This window comes from Staphylococcus americanisciuri (genome assembly GCF_024814435.1).
Classification (GTDB): Bacteria; Bacillota; Bacilli; order Staphylococcales; family Staphylococcaceae; genus Staphylococcus; species Staphylococcus americanisciuri.
Window position 1 is genome coordinate 148,681 of record NZ_JANUXY010000001.1, and the last position, 16,701, is coordinate 165,381.

The following is a 16,701-nucleotide window of genomic DNA, read 5'->3' on the forward strand; positions in this document are numbered from 1 at the left end:
CCACTTCTTTTGTTATATAACAAGGAGTGAAAAGAATGAGTGAGTTAGAGTTTGTTACGCAACATAGACGCTATTTACATGCGCATCCAGAATTAAGTTTAGAAGAATATGAGACAACAGAATATATCATACAATTTTTAAAATCAGAAGGTGTATCGTATGAACGTCCGTTGAAAACAGGAGTTGTTGCCTACTTGCCGGGGAAATCGGATAAGACAATTGCCTTTCGTGCGGATATTGATGCATTGCCTATTCATGAAGAGAACGATGTTGATTATCGCAGTCAGGTAGATCATGTGATGCATGCTTGTGGACATGATGGACATACAACAGCGTTGATGTTACATGTCAAAAGATGTAAAGCATTATATGACAAAGGGCGTCTGCCTCACAATGTTGTCTTTATTTTCCAACCTGCCGAGGAATCGGGTGGCGGTGCGAATCTCTTAATCAAAACAGGCAAGCTTGATGCTTATCATTTGGATGCTATTTATGGTGTGCATATTATGCCATTTGTCGCTGAAGGTTCGGTTGTAGTTCGTGATGAGGAGATTACAGCGAGTGCAACAGAATACCGCTTTTATTTACATGGCAAATCAAGTCATGTTGCGAACAAAGAACAAGGTCATTCTGCGGCTGAAGCAATGCAACATTTGTTGACACAATTATCGCAAATACAACAGTATCACTTGAATGGTTTGCAACGGAATATTGTACATGTCGGTCGTTTTCATGCAGGTGAAGCGATTAATACAGTTCCAAGTAGTGGCTATTTAGAAGGCACGATACGAACATACGACATGACTGATCTACAACAGGTTCAAAAGCAAATGCAGAAGATTGCACAAAGCATGTCATTATTATTTAATGTGCAGTGTGAGTTGAAGTTTGAAGAAGGATACCCGCCTACAATTAATGATCCAAAATTAAAAAAATATGTTGTGGAAAGCTTGGCTTACAATCATCAAACAGTTATCGAGCCTAAAACACCTTATTTATTTGGTGAAGATTTTAGTTTCTATGGACAAATTGCGCCAGCTTATTTTGTTTTTATTGGCACGCGTAATGAAGAACAAAATAATATACATGGTTTGCATACACCACAACTTAACTTTGATGAGAAAATATTAATCAATATTGCTGATTACTATGAACGTTTATTGTTTAACTTTGATGAGGTGATTGAATGACAGCGATATGGCGTGTTGATCGCAAAATTTTTCAACAAAATGTGAAACGTGTTCAGAACGGACACCCAATTATGGCAGTTGTAAAAAATAATGCCTATAATTATGGTTTGTCATTTGCGGTAGAACAGTTTTTGGAAGCTGGTATTCAGTGTTTCAGTACAACATCATTAAATGAAGCGATAGAAATTCGTGAACTTGCCCCTACTGCATCGATATTTTTAATGAATCCAACGCAATCATTTGACATACTGCGCCAATATGACATTCAGATGACGCTCCCGTCACTAGCGTTTTATTATAAATATAAAGAAGCGTTAGCAGGTGTAAAAGTACATTTAGAATATGAGAACCTGTTACATCGTTCGGGTTTTAAAACATTAGATGAAATACAAGAAGTGTTGGCAGATCACGAAGCAAACGCATCAACCAAAATGGAAATAACGGGTTTGTGGACGCACTTTGGTTATGCTGATGAATTCGATGTAGAAGATTATGAAATTGAGCGTGCAGCATGGTTGAACATTGTTGAAAAACTATTAAATCAAGGTTACACATTTAATATGGTTCACGCACAAAATAGTGCAAGTTTTATACGAGAAGGTCAAATCTTCCCACATCATACACATGCACGTGTTGGCATTGCATTATATGGATCTCGTCCCTATTCAGCACTGCCTAGAGAGCAGATTGCACAGGCATTAACTGTTCAAGCAAATGTATTACAAGTACGAACAGTTCAAGAAGGTCAACATTGCGGTTATAGTTTTGCATACACTGCTGTACGTGATAATACGAGATTAGCTGTTGTTGACTTAGGATATGGAGATGGCGTGTTGCGGACGCGTGCCCAACATGATGTCTTGATAAATAATAAACGCTATCCCATCCGTGCATTGATGATGAGTCACATGTTTGTTGAAGTAGATGAATATGTCCAAGCACAGGATACAGTAATTTTATATAACGAAGATTTAAGAATTGATGATTATACGTTTAAAGGTGTCGGTGCGAACTCTGAACAATTGAGTGCATTGAACCTAGATTCATTGACGAAGGAGTATAAATAATGACAGTTACTTACAATAAATCAGGAGAACTTACGATTGATGAGACAAGCTTAAAGACACTCGCACAAAGCTATGGGACACCAACGATTGTGTATGACGAAAATCAAATTCGTCAACAAATGCGTCGATATCATCGTGCATTTCAACAGAATGATATTGGTTATGTTTTATCATATGCATCTAAAGCATTTACATGTATTCAGATGATTAAGCTAGTTGAAGAAGAAGATTTTGATCTAGATGTTGTATCTGAAGGTGAACTTTATACAGCTATTGAAGCGGGTTACGATCCGAAACGCATTCATTTTCATGGGAACAACAAAACAAAACAGGAAATTCAATATGCTTTATCCCAAGGCATTGGTTACTTTGTTGTAGATGCGCTTGATGAGATTAGTTTACTAGATGAATATGCGACAGAACCTGTAGACGTATTAATTCGTGTTAATCCAGGTGTTGAAGCTCATACACATGAATTTATTCAAACAGGTCAAGAAAAAAGTAAATTTGGTTTGTCATTAAAACACGGTTTAGCAGAACAAGCAGTTGAAATGATTCACCAAAGTCATCATTTACAATTGAAAGGTATTCATTTTCATATAGGTTCTCAGATTGAAGAGACAACTGGAATGATTGAAACGGCAAAAATGGTAATTGACTGGTTGAATGATCAGGCAATTGAGATTGAGTTACTTAACCTAGGCGGTGGCTTTAGTGCTGAATATGTTGAGGGTGATCAATCATTTGATATTGAAGCAGGTATTACAGAAATTGTTCAAGCCATCAAACAAAAATGTCAGGATCTTGACTACCCTACGCCAACTTTAAGTATAGAACCAGGTCGTTCCATTGTTGCTGAAGCGGGTGTTACTTTGTATGAAGTAGGCACAATCAAAGACATTCCATCTGTCAATAAATATATTTCAGTTGACGGTGGTATGAGTGATCATATTCGGACGGCCTTATATGATGCGAAATACAAAGTCATGCTCGTCAATCGTAATGAAAAAGCCGATCAAGTTGTGACTTTGGCGGGTAAGCTATGTGAGTCTGGAGACATTTTGATTCATGAAGCGACATTGCCTTCTAGCGTGGCACGTGGTGATTATCTAGCAGTATTGTCAACTGGGGCATATCATTATAGTATGGCATCTAACTATAATCAGATTCAGAAACCTGCTGTCTTTTTTATCGCAAATGGTAAGGCACGTGAAGTCATTAAACGTCAATCGTTACGCCAATTAATTATCAATGATGTGAAATAAAAGGCGCTATATTTTGGTGGTGGTATTTATTATTATCTTTCCATCACAAAAGCTGAACAGCCAAAAAATAGTCAAATCCCCTCTTTGCGTTAGGTGTTTTGACTATTTTTGCATATATTAGACAAAGCAAAAAGACGAACATATTTATGTCCGCCTTTTTATTAAGTCAACATTGCATCTATTTATTATAGTTTAACAACGTTTGCAGCTTGTGGACCGCGATCGCCTTCAACTACTTCAAATTCAACTGCTTGACCTTCATCTAATGATTTGTAACCTTCTTGGTTAATAGCTGAGAAGTGTACGAATACGTCGTTTTCACCTTCAACTTCGATAAAACCAAAACCTTTTTCAGCGTTAAACCATTTTACTGTACCTTGTTTCATAATATGTGAAACCTCCAAGACTAAAATTCAATATGCGCTATTCGCATATTACAAAAAATACTCACATAGCCATTAATATTCTTTGCAATATGGAATAATGCAATTGCTTAAATACTATTATAATGTAACGTGCATGTATTTGCAATACAGAAATTAAAAATTTTTATTCAGTTTATTAATGGTGTATTTAAATAAATTTCTTTATTTTTTAAGACAATAAAACTATAAAAAATTTGAAGGTCTTCATCGCAGTCTTCACAATAGTTCATATCACAATTGTTGTAAAATGCATAGATATTATGTTTGCCGACTGCATAATTATTGAAACATTGCTTCGCTTGTGTAATAGTTTTTTTATATCCTTCTACAAATGCATCATAGGACGAATAAGTTTGTGTGTCAATAATATGTTCTGGCCAGTCATCAAAAAGCCACCAGCCTTCGTAGTCTGCACGAATCATTATGAGTTCCCACATATAAATGCCTCCCAATCAGTGCTGAGCTTAATTTGAGTTAAACATCAACGATTATTGTAAAATGCAGCTTCGTTAACCTACTTCACAACTTAAGACTTTTAGACGTAAAAATCAAGTTATTCATCTTAAATGAATGAAGACAGTTGTAGTTCAAGATTTATTAATATGACAAAGTATACCAAAATCGCCTAAATATGAAAAACAGCATACAATTTGTGTAAAATTGAAAAGTTAAAATGAAGGCTAAAGGTTTAGGAATGGCAATCAAAAAATGGTTTTTAAATATAATTTGTTTATCATTGCTAATGGCAACTGTGGATCATGTATTAGATTGCTAATTTTATGATTAACATTCAGTTATTTCTATTTCATAATAAGAAAATTGACACCTGTATAGAGATTTACTTTAAATGACTAATTTCAAATCATTGTTTTTCGGAATTTTTTGTTAATATATTGTTTGGGATAGTCGGAATAATGATTTATAACGAAATAGCAGTTATTTTTAACACCAAATGTAAGTATATAAAATATCATTGTTTTAATCTTTACGATTTTAAAGCAATGTTGTTATGAAGCGATATCAAAGCGGTATTCACTTCTCAATTATTAGTCTTTTACGCTAAAAATACGTATAATTAAAGAGAGAGGTGATATGATATGCAACGATATTTAATCAAGGTATATGGTCGTGTACAAGGTGTAGGCTTTCGTTATTTTACCGAACGTCTAGCATTGAAATATGATGTAACAGGTACTGTTCAAAATGTAAATAATCACGTTGAGGTTATAGCACAAGGTGAAGGAAATCATTTGGAAACATTTATGCAAGCAGTGATTAATGGTGCCTCCCCTGCTTCTTCTGTTACACATCATCAGATAGAACACCTCGATGTAGAACCACAACTAGAAAAGTTTAAAGTATTGGGATAAAGGAAGTTATCACGATGAGATATAATCTATCGCGTATTTTTGGGATTTTTGTTGGTATACCTATCGCTGTCGCATCTTTTTTCACAAGTGTCATCGGTCTGGATATTCAATTCTTCTTTGACTTACTTATAGGAGCTGCAGGTTTCGTTGTAGGTTATGTACCAACACAACGATTAACATCAAAAAGTTATTTGAATGAGCTCGGTTTAACTAGAAAAGACTATCGTTATATTCGACATCAAATAAATACAGCACAAAATAAAGTTAAGCGTATTTTTAAAGCATTTATTAATGTACGCTCTATTCAAGATTTTAAATTAGTGAATGATATTTATCGCTTAACGCGTACAATCAATCAAATTGTGCGTCAACAACCAAATCATTTTTATCATATTGAGAGTTTTTATTATTCACATATTGATCATGCTTTGAATCTTGTTGAAAGTTACACACATTTGGCAAAAATGCCGATGAAATCTACAGCTGATCAACAAGCATTGCATCAAACGCGCATTACGCTTGAAGAGGTTAAACGGACGTTGATTGCCGATTTAAAACGGGTTAATGAACAACACTACAATCAGTTAGACACAGAAATGCGTTTGTCAAAGCTGTATCAACATCACTATGAAAAGGAGTACGATAATGAAACAAAATAAGCAATCACATCCTTTAGAGCATTATTTTGAGTCCTTCGAGCAAGGTATAGAGCTAAAGGAAAAAGAACAAACAGCACCTCAGTTTTCAGAACAAGATCAACAAAAAATTAATGCATTAGCACAAGAAATTGAGCCATTGAATAATGATAGTTTGTTACAATTTGGTTCCAAAGCGCAATCACATTTATCTGGTTTTTCACATCAAATGTTAAACGACATACAATCTAAAGATATTGGTACAATTGGAGAAACACTTGAGAGTTTAATGAAAAAGCTAAAAGAAGTCGATCCTGAAGACCTATCTCAACAAAACAATTCATTCTTGAAGCGTGTGTTTAAACGTTCTAAAGCATCGTTACAACAAGTTTTTTCACGCATGCAATCAGTCAGTGCGCAAGTTGATAGAATATCCGTAGAATTGGATAAAAATAAATCAGAACTTTTAAAGGATGCTCAGTTACTCGATGGTTTGTATCAACAAAATAAAGACTATTACGATGTTCTGAATTTATATATTGCAGCGGCGCAAAATAAGAGAGATCATTTAACACAAAACGTCTTACCGGAGCTACGTGATAAGGCGAAACATACAGATAATCAAATGGCTGTTCAAGATGTAGCGGATATGGAGCAGTTCGTTGATCGACTTGAAAAACGCATTTATGATTTGCAATTATCGCGTCAAATTACGCTGCAATCTGCCCCACAAATTAGAATGATACAAAATATTAATCAAGCGTTGGCAGAGAAGATTCAAAGTTCAATATTGACGAGCATTCCACTGTGGAAAAACCAAATGGCGATTGCTTTAACTTTAAATCGTCAAAATAAAGCGGCACAGGCTCAAAAACAAGTGACAGATACTACAAATGAGATTTTAATTCGTAATTCTGAAATGTTAAGACAGAATGCGCGTATGACTGCAGAAGAAAATGAGCGAGGTATTGTAGATATTGAAACGCTGAAAACAACACAGGATAATATCATTCATACAATTGAAGAAACACTTCAAATTCAAGCAGATGGTCGTCAAAAACGTCAACAAGCTGAGCAAGATTTGAAACAACTTGAACAAGATTTACGTGAACGTTTAACAACAGCTAAGAGTCAGCGTGATGGATTCTAGCAACCCAAATAGTTGAGCTTTTGGCATTAGAGAATGCGTGCTTTTTAGTGACAAAGATAGAAGATGTAATGTAGAATCAAAAAAGCCCTATCAGTAAAGATAGAGGCTTTTTTTGGGATACTATTCTTTTTCGTAAACAATGATATCTGATGACTTTGCAAAAGCACCAATGATGTATCCGATAATTAATGTAATAACTGCAATTGGGAACCATTCAAGTGTGTATTCATGGAATGGCAATTGTTCGATGAATGGCATTTTAACCCAACCATTTGCATTCATAACGCTTAAAATAGATTCTATTGAAACAACAAGTACTGTAATTTGTTGTGTAATGCGTCTTGTTGGTACAAAACGTGCAATCAAGATTAAGAAAACAGTTGTGATTGCAACAGGATAAATAATTAATAATACAGGAACTGATAACTTAATTACTGCGTTTAATCCTAAGTTAGATAATACAAAACTGATCAAAGTGAAAATGATTACGTATGCTTTATATGATAGTTTCGGTAAGATACTGTTAAAGTACTCACTTACAGATACGACCAAACCACATGCAGTTGTAAGACATGCAAGTGCAACGATAATACCAAGTAAATATTTACCAAATGCACCATAACCTGTTCCTGCAATTGTGATAAGCAAGTATGCACCAATATTTTGATCATTATCAGTTAAGTGTTTCATTGTTGCTTCACTAATAATCATGTGGTTTCCGATAAAACCTAATGAAATATAGATGAATGCAAGTGCGGCTGCAGCGATCAATCCTGCAATTGCTGTTTGCTTGAAAATATCATTTGCATGTTTGATACCAGTTGCTTTAATAGCATTAACAACAATCATTGAAAAGGCAATAGCAGCGATAGCATCCATTGTTAAATACCCTTCTGTAAACCCTTTAGAGAAACCTGACAAGTTAGAAGAATAAACAGCAGGATCAGCTGTAGTATTTGGATTACCACCAAAGTCGATAAATCCTTTCACAATCATTGCAAGAATTGTAATCAACAATAACGGTGTTAAAATTGCACCAATGCGGTCTACAATCTTACCAGGATTAAAGCATAGGTATAAAACAATTAAAAAGTAAACCACTGAGAAAACAAATAACCAAATCGGGCTACTAGAATGAATGATTGGTGTCACTGTCATCTCAAAAGATGTTGATGCTGTACGAGGAATTGCAAACAATGGTCCAATTGTTAAATAGATTGCTACCAAGAAGATGACTGAAAATACTGGGTGAATCTTGTTAACAGCACCAATATAGCCCTGCTTATCAAGTGCACCTACAACGACACCTAACAGCGGTAAACCTATACCAGTAATAACAAAGGCTATAACTGCTGGCCAGAAGTATTGACCACTCGATAGACCTAAGTTAGGCGGGAAAATCAAGTTACCTGCTCCAAAGAAAATAGCAAATAACATAAAACCAATAAATAAAGTATTCTTGTTCATTTTACTTACTCCTAAACCTTCATTTTTAAATTATGCCTCATTTTATCACAATAAATTTCTTTCGTCTATTAGATTTCTGAAAATTTCTAAAATCATTTTATATTGCTAGAAAGTTTTAAAGGAGCAAAAACACAAATCATGTATCGCTTCATTATGATTGATGTTTTACTCCTTTTTTTATGTCTGGTTTTAAAAAGACTTTAATAATAATTTTTTCAATAATGGTGATAATTGGCTTGGTAAATGTTCAACACCTTCTACAAAAATAGCAAATGATCCGTAAATATTATGAATCGTTTGTTCAATTGCTTCGGTAATAGGTTCTTGACTTAAGAAAACATTGAACACTTCTATTCCGAGTTTGCGAGACATTTCAACAGCTTCATAAGTGTCTAAAATACCTTCTTGTGCATAATTGAAAGCAGAAGGTTCACCATCTGAAAAAACAATCAAGAATTTTTGTTTTTCTGCTCGTGTTAAGAGGCGTTCGCTTGCCACACGAATCGCAACACCATCTCGGTTGTCATCTTGTGGTGTAAGTGACATAATACGAGGGGCTTCCGCTTGGTAAATGGATTGATGATAATTGATGATTTCGTCAATGATATTTGGTTGATCACCTTCATCAGAATCAAAAGCATCTTCGTTAAATGCAAGGATTTCATGTCGGACATTTAGTGCTTTTAGTGTCTCATGGAATAACACAACCCCTTTAATTGTTTCGTCCATTTTGTCATGCATACTTGCTGATGCATCAATTAACAAAGTGAATGTTGCATCAAATGTCTGACTTTGATCTGCTTTCTTATAAAATAATTTATATTGATCGTCAATAAACCAATTGACTAAATTACGTTGCAAACGCCCTTTTGTAAGATTCGTGCGCATATCTTGAAATTCATGCTCAATCGTTTTTTTGATGATTTGAATTAAGTCTTTAATCTCATATTGAACATCTGTTTGAACTTGACGGTATGCCTCAACATATTCTGGTAGGATTGATGGTATGTTCCACTTGATGCGTACATTAGCATTGATGCCTGTTAAGCCTAACAAGTTATGTGAAGAATTTTGATTGCCACCTTCTTCATTTTCTAATGTGTCTTGTGAGCCCTTTCCTTTTTTAGAGAGCATATCTGTCATATCATCTGAACTATCACCTTCACGCGCTGTATCATTGTCACTTAGTGCTTCACTGCTCTCACCTTCATGTAGTTCAGTTTCTAAATATGCACCACCTGCTGTTTCAGCATCAGCAGATTTACTATCGATTTCTTCTGTTTCAACATCGTCTTTCTCATCCGTCTGTCCATCTGTTTGTGCGGCATCCATACGTTTTATATCATCCAATGTCATATCACTCAAAGACTCATATACATGGCGTGGGATATGATAATATTCGTTCAACATATCATCTTTTAACCAATTGTCTACTTGGAACATAATGCGTTGTGCCAAATACATAGCTTCTTCACTCGTACGAATATTAAAAATGTCTGGTAGATATTGATACATCATTTCTAAGACAGAATCAATTTCAGGATGAATTTTCGGCACTTCAAAAAAGTTTTCCGTTAAAAATGAACGCTCTAAATTTAGAAAGAATAGGTCTGTATACACTGTTTTGGTACGGTAAAAATTAATTTGTGTTTCACAATATTGCAAGCGCATTTGACGACGAACGTTAATAAGCTTTGCTGTTTGTGGCCGTTCATTGACGATAAGATTTAAAACTCTCATCTCTTCAATTAATTTAAATAATTGGCGATATAACTTGGGATGGCGAAAACTTTCTTCATTCGAAATGACTTCGTTAACAATTGCTGGTGACATGTTGAAATAGCTATAAGTCGCTAACAAAATATCCGTCTTTAAACCAGTATGCTCAATATTCTCAGGGCGATGCGACCAAAATGAACTACAGATGACTTCATTATTAATCGCATCATAGTATGGGAATTTATGGATTTTTACTTGCGTTTCTGCATTTTTTAATAGTAATCGTGCAAGGTCTTGTAACATCATGACTTTCATTGCATCGAGTTGTTCATCGTTAAATAGGATAAAGCGATCGCTCATTTGGTATCACCCTCTAAAAATTCAGTTCTACAGCATTTTTGACAGCATGTTGTTCACGTTCATCTTCCAATTTATCAATAATTGTACGTTGAATGGCACGTTCGATGGGCATTACAGTTGCAAGATCACTCATATCAATCAATGCTCGAATACTTGCAGCTTCTTCCGATAATTGTCCTTGTTGTGTCATTGTACGCAAGTCTTCGTTAAATTTAATAATTTGATCGATTAACGTATCATCTTGTAACAAGCTTTGTGATTTGATAACTTCATGTAATGTATCACCATCAATATATGCGACATTAATAACGACAAAGCGGTTTTTTAATGCTTCGTTCATCGGTAACGTACCGACATAACCTTCATTAATTGCAGCAATAACCTTGAAACCAGGTGCTGCTTTAATGACTTCTCCTGTAAATGGGTTGGTAAGTTGGCGACGATAATCAAGTACGCCGTTTAAAATAGGCAATGTTTCAGGTTTCGCCATATTAATTTCATCGATATATAAAATATGCCCTTCTCGCATCGCTTTAATAACTGGCCCATCAATAAATACAATTTCTTGATGTCCTTCGTCTGATGTTTTAATTGTTTTGAAGCCAAGCAAACTTTCGGCATCTAAATCGACGGAACAGTTGATTTGGTGCATTGGAATATTGGTTGTTTCGCTTAAAGTTTCTGCAAGTCGTGTTTTACCTGAACCGGTTGGCCCTTTAAGTAAAATATTTTTGTTTAAGCTAAATAATTTCTCAGCATCACCAAATACATTTTTATCTGAATTGATGTAGCCTGTGTTACGTTGTGTCATGATTTTATCACCTTTTCACCTTTCTATAGTCAATATGCTTTCTCTTTGTATAGGGGATGACTATTTAATATCTGTAAAAATACATAAGAAAAAAGCAGATGGCAACTCAGGTCATCGCTTTTTTCATTGTACTTCAATTGTTCATCTTATACTTCTTCAAAATATGTTTTGTAGTAGCCACCAACATGTCCAGAGTTATCAATGATTTGGTAGTATTCTTCAGTTTCATTGACCACGTCATATGTTTTGCCGATTGTTAACATATCACTTACTGTAAACTTTTTGGCGTCAGTATGAACCACTTTGACTTGTTTAAGCGGCTCATTATCTTTCCAATTTTCGTGTAGCATTTCAGTCACCTCTTAATTACTCAATCCTAATACATTATGGAATAAATCAATAACTTTGTCTATCATCTGAGCTTTGAAAGTTATTACTGTTTTTCTTGTTCATAAGTTATATTATAGCGAACTTAAAATCAAAAGTTGCTATTAATGCTTGTAATTATTAGAAAAAGATTCCAAATAAAATAAAAATAATACCTGCATAAAAATAAAAGTTACGCTGTTTACGTTCTTGTAAAACATCGAAGCCGTATAGAATGATTAAGCCTAGACCAATCGTTTGAAAGACGGGCCAATAATCAGTTAAGCCAAATAGACTTGTCAAAATAAAAATAAAGTTAATCAAAATAATTAATACACCGAGTGATAATATAGGAACAAGTAAGTTCTTATTAATTTGCATATCTCTGTAATCTCCTATTATGGGTTAATACAAGCGTAACATATATAAGATGCGTGAAAAAGACTATGTCCGTAAAAAGGCTTTACATCTTTTATGGTGAGGTGTCATGCTTAACCTTTTGCCTTTCAAGTATATAAAAAGCGCACAATTACTATGGACTGTACGCTAAATGAAGACAGCTATTTCAACTTAATTGTGGGGACATTAACAGAAAATGCTATTCAAAGTAAGAAAATGTTGTAAAAGACAGTAGCCGACTGGCGTGAAAATATGATTTTCTAAGTTTTTTTCACCCATAATTAGCCTTGGCGGGGTGTAACAACGGAATTTTTTTAGAAAAATGAGGTTCTTGTTCCACTCTCTATTTTTCCACACAAAAGTTGAACAGTCGTAAAAAATGGAGAGCCTTTATAATAGGCTCCCCAGATATATGAGTGATCAATTAAGACTCAAGTAATAAATCTTCAGGATTTTCAATGAGTTCTTTAATCGTTTTTAAGAATCCAACTGCTTCTTTTCCATCAATGATGCGATGGTCATAGCTTAATGCTAAGTACATCATTGGACGGTTTTCAATGGTATCTTTATCAATTGCGATTGGTCGCGTCATGATTGAGTGCATTCCTAAGATAGCAGCTTGGTTTCCATTGATGATTGGTGTTGACATCATTGAACCGAAGATACCTCCGTTAGTGATTGTGAATGAACCATTAATCATGTCATCTAATGAAAGTTTGTTATCGCGCGCTTTTGCTGCTAAGTTAGCAATTTCTGCTTCAATTTCAGCGAAGTTTTTCTTATCGCAGTCACGAACATTTGGTACTAACAAGCCACCAGGTGTCGATACTGCAACACCGATATCATAGAATTGTTTTGTAACCATGTATTCGCCATCAATTTCAGCGTTGACTTCTGGATATTTTTTCAATGCCGCAACAGCAGCTTTTGTGAAAAATGACATGAAGCCAAGTTTTGTACCATTATGGTCTTCCATGAACTTATCTTTTTTACGTTTACGAAGTTCCATCACATTTGTCATATCTACTTCATTGAAAGTAGTTAGCATGGCAGTGTTGTTACTAACTTCTAATAATTTGCGCGCAGCTGTTTGTTTTCTGCGGTTCATTTTTTCACGAATTACTGGTTTTGATGGATTTTGTGGTGCAGCAGGTACGGCTGGTTTGTCGGCTTTTGTTTCAGCAGGCTTTGCAGCCGGTTGTGTACCACGTTCAACATCTTCTTTGCGTACGATGTCTCCTGCTTTTGCGCTTACTTCTGTTAAATCAATACCTTTTTCACGTGCCGCGCGACGTGCAGAAGGTGTTGCGTTTACGCGCTCATTTGAAGTTGTTGTATCTTTTGCCGGTTGTTGTTGTGCTGTAGTTTCCTCTTTCGCAGCAGGCTTGTCTTTTGATGCTTCGGCAGGTTTTGCAGCACCTTCACCGACGATTGCAATTGCTTGTCCCACTTCTACAGTATCTCCAGCTTCGGCAAGTAATTCTTGAATTGTTCCTGCTTCTTCAGATACCACTTCCACGTTTACCTTATCTGTTTCAAGCTCTAATAATGCTTCACCTTTTTCAACTGAGTCCCCTACTTGTTTCAACCACTCTGCAATGGTACCTTCTGTAATAGATTCTGCTAATTCTGGAACTTTTACCTCTGCCATTTTAATATGCCCCCTAGATATTTAAGCTGTTTTCAATGATTTTATTTTGAACAATTTTGTGAATTTCTCCGTCGCCTTCTGATGGCGCTGCACGATGTGGTCTACCTTCATACTCAAGTTTATATTGCTCTCCAACAATGCGTGTGAGTTGTGGGTAAACGAAATGCCATGCCCCTTGGTTTTGAGGCTCTTCTTGAACCCATGTAACTGTTTTTAGATTTGGTAATGTTTCTAAAAACTCAAGGATTTCTTTTTCAGGGAATGGATACAACCTTTCAACCGCAACGAGTGCAATTGCTTCGTTTGGTTCTTTTGCTAGACGTTCCTTGAGATCCACGAGCATTTTACCTGAAGCAAGGATTACTTTAGTTACTGTTTCAGGATTATGTGTACCAACTAAAATTGGTTCAAATCCCCCTGATGTAAACTTATCAATTGGTTGCGCAACTGTTTTATTACGCAATAAACCTTTTGGTGACATAAGTACAAGTGGTCTCATTGCCTCTGTTCCTAAACTTGCTGCTTGTGCACGCAATAAATGGAAATAGTTACTTGAGCTCGATAAGTTACAAATTGTCATATTGTTCTCAGCAGCGAGTTGTAAAAAGCGTTCAAGTCGTGCTGATGAATGTTCAGGACCTTGACCTTCAAATGAATGTGGCAACATGAAAGTTAAGCCAGAGCGTTCCCCCCATTTAGCATTACTTGAAAATACAAAGTTATCAAAGTACATTTGCGCCATATTTGCAAAGTCACCAAACTGTGCTTCCCAAATATTAAATGATGATGGATTTTCAACATTATAACCATATTCAAAGCCAACCACTGCAGATTCTGAAAGTGGTGAGTTGTGAATATAGAATGATGCTTTTTGATTAGGTACATGTTGTAATGGGATATGCACTTTATCACTATTTTGATCGTGCAAGACAGCATGGCGATGACTGAATGTTCCGCGCTCACAGTCTTGACCTGTCATGCGGATAGGCGTACCTTCTTGCATAACTGATGCGAATGCTAGTTGTTCTGCGTGTGCCCAGTCAACTAAGCCCTCTTCTTTTTCAAATGGTTGACGTCTTTGCTCTAAAATGCGTTGTAGCTTATTGAAAATATTAAAGTCTTCAGGATAAGTGAGCATTGCGTCATTGATTTCTTTTAGTCTGTCAAATGATAGCTCAGATTCGTTACTTGCAATTGGATTTGAAATATTGTCTGGGCGCACCATATCTGCATTATCGTTTTTATTTGTTTTATCAATTTTGTCATGTGCTTGACGCATTTCTTTTTGAACATCATCCATAACGGCTTGCATGTCGGCTTCACTTAGGATACCAGCATCAACTAATTTTTTTCCGTAAATGACTTCAACTGTATCATGTTTCTTAATATTTTTATATGGTAGTGGGTTGGTCAACATAGGTTCATCCATTTCGTTATGACCGAAACGACGATAACCCACTATATCAATAACAACATCTTTATTAAAGGCTTTTCTGAACTCCATCGCAATGTCGATTGCTTCTATTGTTGCTTCAACATCATCTGCATTTACATGCATAATCGGAACATCGTAGCCTTTAGCGACATCTGTTGCATATGTTGTTGAACGGGCATCGGTTGGTTCAGTTGTAAAGCCAATGCGGTTGTTTGTAATTAAATGAATCGTACCACCTGTACTATAACCTTCTAAGCTACCCAAGTTCATTGTTTCAAAGTTGACACCTTGACCTGGGTATGCGGCATCTCCGTGAACAATAATAGGAAGTGCACGATTGAAGTCAGTATCAAGTTGTCCAGATTGTGCAACGAAGTCTTGAGCTGCTCTTGTACGGCCTGTAACAACTGGTGCAACAATTTCAAGGTGGCTTGGGTTGTTTGCTAATGTGATACGTTGTTCAATGCCATGTGATTGAATCGTTTTCACACCACCAAGGTGATATTTTACGTCACTTGTCCAGCCGGCTGTAAGTTTTAAGCTACCGTCTTCAGGTAAGAAAGACATAGGATCAGTATGCATGAACTCAGAAAGCATCATTTCATATGGTTTTTTCAAAATATGCGTGAGTACATTTAAACGTCCACGGTGTGCCATACCGATTTGAATGTTTGAAATCTCATTTTCAGCCGCACGTTTAATAATTTGTGCAATCATAGGTACCAGGGCATCTACCCCTTCAATTGAGAATCGTTTAGCACCTACAAAGTTTTTATGAAGGTACTTTTCAAAGCCTTCAACCTTCGCAAGTTGTTTGAAAAGATCAATCTTTTCATTGTTATTCAAGGCTGCTTTATACGGTGTTTCAATTCTGCGTTTTAACCATACACGTTCCTTCGTATTATTAATATGCGTATATTCGAATGCAATGGATCCTTTGTATCGTTCTTCCATGCGCTGAATTGCTTCGTAGGCATTGTCGTAAATATCTTTAAAATGATCCGATACAATCTCCGAAGATATATTTTCGAGCGTTTGACGGTCTAAGTTAAAGTCTTCAATACTTAATTTTGGAACGTTGGTACGCTCAGGTCTATTTACTGGATAGATGTCTGCCAGCAAATGTCCATATTGTCGAATATTATCAATCAAGCGCATAACACGTTTAATCGTGCTATCCCCCGAGCTTGATTGTCTTGATGTGTTTGAACATGGTGTATTGTCATTTTTAATTGTACCGAAAAGCACTTGTAAATCATCAGATACTGAGCTAGGATCTTCTAAAAATTGATCATAGAGTTCTAACATAAGTCCTAAATTAGCCCCGAAATTTACAGGTGCTTCACTCACCTGTTTATCGTTCTTCATAATCCACCCTCCACTGAAAGAAT

Annotated in this window: 15 protein-coding genes; 6 read left to right on the plus strand and 9 right to left on the minus strand. The window is 35.7% G+C overall.

The features are described from left to right. Positions 1–35 precede the first annotated feature (35 nt). The 3 genes from NXS11_RS00680 to lysA are packed head-to-tail and all read left to right on the plus strand — an operon-like array spanning position 36 to position 3,522. The gene (locus NXS11_RS00680) at positions 36–1,190 is read left to right on the plus strand and encodes a M20 metallopeptidase family protein (RefSeq protein ID WP_259197796.1); all 1,155 of its coding nucleotides are present in this window, start codon (positions 36–38) and stop codon (positions 1,188–1,190) included. Further along, complete coding sequence (gene alr / locus NXS11_RS00685) at positions 1,187–2,257, plus strand: alanine racemase (RefSeq protein WP_259197797.1); 1,071 nt, start codon at positions 1,187–1,189, stop codon at positions 2,255–2,257. The genes NXS11_RS00680 and alr overlap by 4 nt, the downstream gene beginning before the upstream one ends. Next, positions 2,257–3,522 carry a diaminopimelate decarboxylase gene (lysA, locus tag NXS11_RS00690; RefSeq protein ID WP_259197798.1) on the plus strand — a complete coding sequence of 422 codons (1,266 nt, stop codon included), beginning with the start codon at positions 2,257–2,259 and terminating at the stop codon, positions 3,520–3,522. Before alr ends, lysA begins: the two co-directional genes overlap by 1 nt. Before the next feature lie 185 nt (positions 3,523–3,707). On the opposite strand, the gene cspA is transcribed toward lysA, so the two are convergent. Together cspA and msaA are read right to left on the minus strand one after the other, a co-directional pair. After that, positions 3,708–3,908 carry a cold shock protein CspA gene (gene cspA, locus NXS11_RS00695; RefSeq protein ID WP_103357964.1) on the minus strand — a complete coding sequence of 67 codons (201 nt, stop codon included), beginning with the start codon at positions 3,906–3,908 and terminating at the stop codon, positions 3,708–3,710. A 167-nt stretch (positions 3,909–4,075) separates the two neighbouring features. Further along, positions 4,076–4,384 carry a regulatory protein MsaA gene (gene msaA / locus NXS11_RS00700; RefSeq protein WP_259197804.1) on the minus strand — a complete coding sequence of 103 codons (309 nt, stop codon included), beginning with the start codon at positions 4,382–4,384 and terminating at the stop codon, positions 4,076–4,078. 660 nt (positions 4,385–5,044) lie between these two features. Here msaA and NXS11_RS00705 point away from each other — a divergent pair. The 3 genes from NXS11_RS00705 to NXS11_RS00715 are packed head-to-tail and all read left to right on the plus strand — an operon-like array spanning position 5,045 to position 7,102. Next, entirely contained in the window at positions 5,045–5,317 is a 273-nt protein-coding gene (locus NXS11_RS00705) for an acylphosphatase (RefSeq protein ID WP_259197805.1), read from the plus strand. Between the two features lie 14 nt (positions 5,318–5,331). After that, complete coding sequence (locus tag NXS11_RS00710; protein WP_259197806.1) at positions 5,332–5,976, plus strand: 5-bromo-4-chloroindolyl phosphate hydrolysis family protein; 645 nt, start codon at positions 5,332–5,334, stop codon at positions 5,974–5,976. Further along, positions 5,963–7,102, plus strand: coding sequence for a toxic anion resistance protein (locus tag NXS11_RS00715; RefSeq protein WP_259197807.1), 1,140 nt, complete (start codon positions 5,963–5,965; stop codon positions 7,100–7,102). Before NXS11_RS00710 ends, NXS11_RS00715 begins: the two co-directional genes overlap by 14 nt. A gap of 120 nt (positions 7,103–7,222) precedes the next feature. On the opposite strand, the gene brnQ3 is transcribed toward NXS11_RS00715, so the two are convergent. From brnQ3 to NXS11_RS00750, 7 genes are all read right to left on the minus strand, one after another. Continuing rightward, the gene (brnQ3, locus tag NXS11_RS00720; RefSeq protein ID WP_259197808.1) at positions 7,223–8,569 is read right to left on the minus strand and encodes a branched-chain amino acid-like transporter carrier protein BrnQ3; all 1,347 of its coding nucleotides are present in this window, start codon (positions 8,567–8,569) and stop codon (positions 7,223–7,225) included. Positions 8,570–8,758: 189 nt separating this feature from the next. After that, positions 8,759–10,648, minus strand: coding sequence for a vWA domain-containing protein (locus tag NXS11_RS00725; RefSeq protein WP_259197809.1), 1,890 nt, complete (start codon positions 10,646–10,648; stop codon positions 8,759–8,761). 13 nt (positions 10,649–10,661) lie between these two features. Then, entirely contained in the window at positions 10,662–11,459 is a 798-nt protein-coding gene (locus NXS11_RS00730; protein ID WP_259197810.1) for an ATP-binding protein, read from the minus strand. A 146-nt stretch (positions 11,460–11,605) separates the two neighbouring features. After that, a complete protein-coding gene (locus tag NXS11_RS00735) occupies positions 11,606–11,809 on the minus strand; it encodes a DUF6501 family protein (protein WP_259197811.1) in 204 nt (67 codons plus the stop codon). A gap of 157 nt (positions 11,810–11,966) precedes the next feature. Continuing rightward, complete coding sequence (locus NXS11_RS00740; RefSeq protein ID WP_259197812.1) at positions 11,967–12,206, minus strand: hypothetical protein; 240 nt, start codon at positions 12,204–12,206, stop codon at positions 11,967–11,969. A gap of 442 nt (positions 12,207–12,648) precedes the next feature. Further along, positions 12,649–13,875 (minus strand): dihydrolipoyllysine-residue succinyltransferase, encoded by a 1,227-nt coding sequence (gene sucB / locus NXS11_RS00745; RefSeq protein ID WP_259197813.1) that lies wholly within the window; start codon positions 13,873–13,875, stop codon positions 12,649–12,651. Positions 13,876–13,888: 13 nt separating this feature from the next. Next, entirely contained in the window at positions 13,889–16,678 is a 2,790-nt protein-coding gene (locus NXS11_RS00750) for a 2-oxoglutarate dehydrogenase E1 component (protein ID WP_259197816.1), read from the minus strand. Between the last annotated feature and the right edge of the window lie 23 nt (positions 16,679–16,701).

Excerpts from the sequence above, each read along its gene's own strand:
- NXS11_RS00680 (WP_259197796.1), top strand. The coding sequence starts at position 36 with ATGAGTGAGTTAGAGTTTGTTACGCAACATAGACGCTATTTACATGCG.
- alr (WP_259197797.1), top strand. The coding sequence starts at position 1,187 with ATGACAGCGATATGGCGTGTTGATCGCAAAATTTTTCAACAAAATGTG.
- lysA (WP_259197798.1), top strand. The coding sequence starts at position 2,257 with ATGACAGTTACTTACAATAAATCAGGAGAACTTACGATTGATGAGACA.
- cspA (WP_103357964.1), bottom strand. The coding sequence starts at position 3,908 with ATGAAACAAGGTACAGTAAAATGGTTTAACGCTGAAAAAGGTTTTGGT.
- msaA (WP_259197804.1), bottom strand. The coding sequence starts at position 4,384 with ATGTGGGAACTCATAATGATTCGTGCAGACTACGAAGGCTGGTGGCTT.
- NXS11_RS00705 (WP_259197805.1), top strand. The coding sequence starts at position 5,045 with ATGCAACGATATTTAATCAAGGTATATGGTCGTGTACAAGGTGTAGGC.
- NXS11_RS00710 (WP_259197806.1), top strand. The coding sequence starts at position 5,332 with ATGAGATATAATCTATCGCGTATTTTTGGGATTTTTGTTGGTATACCT.
- NXS11_RS00715 (WP_259197807.1), top strand. The coding sequence starts at position 5,963 with ATGAAACAAAATAAGCAATCACATCCTTTAGAGCATTATTTTGAGTCC.
- brnQ3 (WP_259197808.1), bottom strand. The coding sequence starts at position 8,569 with ATGAACAAGAATACTTTATTTATTGGTTTTATGTTATTTGCTATTTTC.
- NXS11_RS00725 (WP_259197809.1), bottom strand. The coding sequence starts at position 10,648 with ATGAGCGATCGCTTTATCCTATTTAACGATGAACAACTCGATGCAATG.
- NXS11_RS00730 (WP_259197810.1), bottom strand. The coding sequence starts at position 11,459 with ATGACACAACGTAACACAGGCTACATCAATTCAGATAAAAATGTATTT.
- NXS11_RS00735 (WP_259197811.1), bottom strand. The coding sequence starts at position 11,809 with ATGCTACACGAAAATTGGAAAGATAATGAGCCGCTTAAACAAGTCAAA.
- NXS11_RS00740 (WP_259197812.1), bottom strand. The coding sequence starts at position 12,206 with ATGCAAATTAATAAGAACTTACTTGTTCCTATATTATCACTCGGTGTA.
- sucB (WP_259197813.1), bottom strand. The coding sequence starts at position 13,875 with ATGGCAGAGGTAAAAGTTCCAGAATTAGCAGAATCTATTACAGAAGGT.
- NXS11_RS00750 (WP_259197816.1), bottom strand. The coding sequence starts at position 16,678 with ATGAAGAACGATAAACAGGTGAGTGAAGCACCTGTAAATTTCGGGGCT.